Source organism: Deinococcus pimensis DSM 21231, from assembly GCF_000519345.1.
In the GTDB taxonomy this organism is placed as follows: domain Bacteria; phylum Deinococcota; class Deinococci; order Deinococcales; family Deinococcaceae; genus Deinococcus_A; species Deinococcus_A pimensis.
On the sequence record NZ_KI912664.1, the window covers coordinates 9,971 to 13,650 of the forward strand.

The 3,680-nt window shown below is 71.5% G+C and carries 5 protein-coding genes; 2 read left to right on the plus strand and 3 right to left on the minus strand.

Annotated elements, in window-relative coordinates; all coding sequences use genetic code 11:
• Both DEIPI_RS40255 and DEIPI_RS0117630 read right to left on the minus strand, forming a co-directional pair.
• Positions 1-522 (minus strand): aminotransferase class I/II-fold pyridoxal phosphate-dependent enzyme (locus tag DEIPI_RS40255; RefSeq protein ID WP_027482627.1); only part of this gene is annotated, 522 nt, incomplete at its 3' end.
• 58 nt (positions 523-580) lie between these two features.
• Positions 581-1,468 (minus strand): cation diffusion facilitator family transporter, encoded by an 888-nt coding sequence (locus DEIPI_RS0117630; RefSeq protein WP_027482628.1) that lies wholly within the window; start codon positions 1,466-1,468, stop codon positions 581-583.
• 197 nt (positions 1,469-1,665) lie between these two features.
• Here DEIPI_RS0117630 and DEIPI_RS0117635 point away from each other — a divergent pair, with 197 nt between their 5' ends.
• Complete coding sequence (locus tag DEIPI_RS0117635; RefSeq protein WP_027482629.1) at positions 1,666-2,244, plus strand: TetR/AcrR family transcriptional regulator; 579 nt, start codon at positions 1,666-1,668, stop codon at positions 2,242-2,244.
• A gap of 10 nt (positions 2,245-2,254) precedes the next feature.
• Positions 2,255-2,539 (plus strand): hypothetical protein, encoded by a 285-nt coding sequence (locus DEIPI_RS0117640; protein WP_027482630.1) that lies wholly within the window; start codon positions 2,255-2,257, stop codon positions 2,537-2,539.
• Positions 2,540-2,576: 37 nt separating this feature from the next.
• Here the strand turns inward: DEIPI_RS0117640 and DEIPI_RS0117645 are convergent, their stop codons facing one another.
• Positions 2,577-3,533 (minus strand): alpha/beta hydrolase family protein, encoded by a 957-nt coding sequence (locus DEIPI_RS0117645; RefSeq protein ID WP_027482631.1) that lies wholly within the window; start codon positions 3,531-3,533, stop codon positions 2,577-2,579.
• Between the last annotated feature and the right edge of the window lie 147 nt (positions 3,534-3,680).

Here is a 3,680-nt window from a genome sequence, read left to right on the forward strand (position 1 = left end):
GCGCACGTCCTCGCGCGCGTCGAGGTGCCCGGTCGGCGCGTGCGGCTGCGTGAGGTAGAACACGCCCGGCCCGCCCGCGGCGAGCTGCGCCGTGAGGCCCGCCACGGGCAGCGAGAAGTCCTCCTCCAGCGACACCTCGCGCAGGTCCGCGCCGAGCATGCTGGCCTCCAGCTCGTACACCGCGAAGGTGGGCTTCACCGTCAGGACCGTCTGCCCGATGCCCGCCATCTCCGTGAGGAGCTTGATGATGACGTTGCTGCCGGGCGTCACGACGACGCCCTCCGGGTCCCAGTCCTCGAAGCGCGCGATGGCGGCGGCGAGGGTGTCCGTGTGGATGTCCGGGTACCGGTTCCAGGGCCTCGTGAGCGCGCGCTCCACCGCGAGGCGCTTGAGCTCCTCGGGGAAGTCGTAGGCGCTCTCGTTCTGGTCGAGCTTGACGGGCGCGTCGATCGGGGTGAAGGGGTACGCGGGCGTCCGGCGGACCTCGGAACGCACGCCGGAGGGGACGTCACGGGTGGTCATGAGGAGAAGCTAGCAGGTCCGCGCGTGGTCCGGGGACGCGCGGTGCACGTTCCGCGGCTCAGAGGACCAGCACGCCGCGATGCTCAGCCTTCGTCTCGGGTTCCACGTGGATGGTGACGACGGCGCCCTCCACCTCGCCGAGCAGGACGTTCTCGATGCGGTCGCAGATGTCGTGCGCCTCGCCGACGCGCATGTCGTGCGGCACGACGAGGTGGAACTCGATGAAGGTCGTGCGGCCCGCGTGGCGGGTGCGCAGGTCGTGCGCCTCCAGCGCGCCCTCGGCGTGCTCGGAGACGAGCGCGCGAATGCGGGCGACCACGTCGGGCGAGGCGGCCTCGTCCATGAGGCCGTTCACGCTGTCACGCATGAGGCCCCAGCCGGACCAGAGGATGTTGAGCGCCACGAGCGCCGCGAGGAGGGGATCGAGGACCAGCCAGCCCGTGAGCGCCACCAGCACCACGCCCAGCAGGACGCCGCCGGACGTGACCACGTCCGCCCAGAGGTGCCGGGCGTCCGCGAGCAGGGCCGGGGAGCGCCACTGCCGTCCGCCGCGCGCGAGCACGCCCGCCCAGACGGCGTTGAGGACGGTGGCGGCGGCGCTCACGGCGAGGCCCACGAAGGGCGTGTCGAGGGGCCTGGGGTTCAGGTAGCCCCGGTAGGCCTCGCGCAGGATGGAGAGCGCGGCGAGCACGATCAGGACGCCCTCGATGACGGCGGAGAAGTACTCGGCCTTGGTGTGACCGTAGGGGTGGTTCGCGTCGGCGGGCTTGGCACTGACGCGCAGCGCGACGAGCGCCGCGAGCGCCGCCGTGACGTTGATGATGCTTTCCAGGGCGTCGGAGTACAGGGCGACGCTGCCCGTGAGGAGGTACGCGCCGAACTTCAGCGCCAGCACGGCGACGCCGACGAGGACGCTTCCCAGGGCCAGTTTCGATGCACGGTCCACGGTTCACCTCCCGGAAGCGGGCTCCCGAGCTCACTCACCCTAGCATCTCGCGGGCGCGCGCGTCCGGAACGTGACACGAGGCCGGAATGTCGTCCTTAGGGTTGCTGCTACACTATCCGTATGAGCGTTCGTTTGGTTCACCGTCCCGTTGCGCCACACGGCGCCCATCCGCCCCGCCCGCGCACCGGGGTGCGCCGATGACGCAGCCCAAGAGCCGCCGCGACCAGATCTACGAGGTGGCGGGCGCGCTGTTCAGCGAGCGCGGCTATCACGCCACCAGCATGCGCGACCTCGCCTCGCAGCTCGGCATGCAGGGCGGCAGCCTCTACGCGCACATCAGCGGCAAGGAGGAACTGCTCGTCGAGCTCGTGAATCAGGCCGCCGCGCAGTTCGACGCGGCCCTGATGCCGCTGCGCGCCGAGAACCTCACGCCCGAGCAGAAGCTGCGCGAGGCCATGCGCCGCCACATCGAGGTCGTCGCGCACAACCTCGAGAGCGCCACGGTGTTCTTCCACGAGTGGAAGCACCTCAGCCCGGACGCGTACCGCAAGGTCACCGAGTGGCGCGACACCATCGACGCCCTGTACCGCGACCTCGTCCGCGAGGGCATCGACAGGGGCGTCTTCCGCGCCGACCTCGACGTGAAGATGACGGCGTACCTGCTGCTCTCCGCCGTGAACTGGACGTACACGTGGTACCGCCCCGGCGGTCCCCTCACCGCCGCGCAGATCGCCGACCAGTTCGCCGTGATGCTGCTCGACGGCCTGCGCGCCTGAGGTCCGGGACGTGGCCGCGCCGCCCACCGTCACCGTCCGCGTCCGCGAACTCCTGCGGCACGCCCGCGACCGCGCCGTCCGCACGGGCCGCACCCAGCAGGTGGAGCTCGGCGAGGACCTCTTCGTCCGCATCGCGCCCGACGGGCGGCGCTTCCTGCTCTTCCAGCTCGAAGGGCTCCCCGAGGAGGGGCAGGCCCGCGCCGTCGCGGACGCCCTCGGCTTCACGCGCCCGACGTTCGGCTGGCATCAGGGCGAGACCCTGAAGTCGCTCACCGTGCAGGACGAGGCGGAGTAGAGGGGAGGGGCCCGGCGTGCGTGCCGGGCCCCCCGCGTCACTTCAGGTACCGGTCGAAGAACGCCACGCTCCTGTTCAAGGCGAGGCGCAGGTTGCGGCTGAGGTTGTGGTCGTCGCCCGCGTACGTGTAGAGCTCGTACGGCTTTCCCGCCGCCTTGAGGCCGCGCGCGAGCGACTGCGAGAAGCTCAGCGGGACGTCCGCGTCGGCGGTCCCGTGATGGATCTGGATCGGGCCCGACACGTCCTTCAGGAAAAAGTTCGGCGACACGGCCCGCCACAGCGAGGGGTTCTTCTCGGGCGTGCCGTACTTCGCGAGGAGCAGCTCGCGCCGCCGCAGCGCGCCCGGCGGACGGCTGCTCGGCGGGCGCCGCCACGACGAGAGCAGCTCGTCGTACGGCACGGTCACGCCCGCCCAGATCACGCCCACCTTGATGCTCCTGTCGATCACCATGGACCGCAGCGTGATGTGGCCGCCCATGCTGTGCCCCCACATCCCCAGCTTCTGCGGGTTCACGCCGGGGAAGCGGCGCAGGCTCGCGGCGGCGTTGAGGACGTCCGTGGTGTAGTCCGGCGACCAGTACGCGCCCGTCGCCTCGCCCTCGGAGCTTCCGTGACCGCGGTAGTCTGGCTTGAGGGTCACGTACCCGGCGCGGGCGAAGGCGTCCTGGTACGCCACGTACCGCTCGGTCGTCCGGTACACGTTGGGGGGGATGTAGCCGTGATTGAACACGATGGCGGGCCAGCCGCCCTTCGGGGGCGTGCCGTTCGGGACGGTCAGCAGGGCGTCGATGCGCAGGCCGTCCGAGCGGTAGGACACGACGCTGCGGCGGTAGCCGGACCCGGCGGGAAGGACCCGCACAGTCGTGAGGGCGCTGCCCGGGTACGTCCGGGCGCGCATCGTCTCGATCCTGAGGTCGTCGAGATCCGGCACGGCCACTCGGGCGGACGCGGCGGACGTGACGGCGAGGGCGGACAGCACGGCGAGTCTGAGCACGGAACCTCCGGGGTGGTGTGGGAACTGGCGTCAGCATCCCACGTGGGGCGTGCGCGCGACTGCGTGCCGCCTCACCGGGAGCGCCCGTGACGGACCCGCGAGGACTCCTGCTCGGCGCCTTCCGCGCCGCCGTGGACGCCGCGCGGC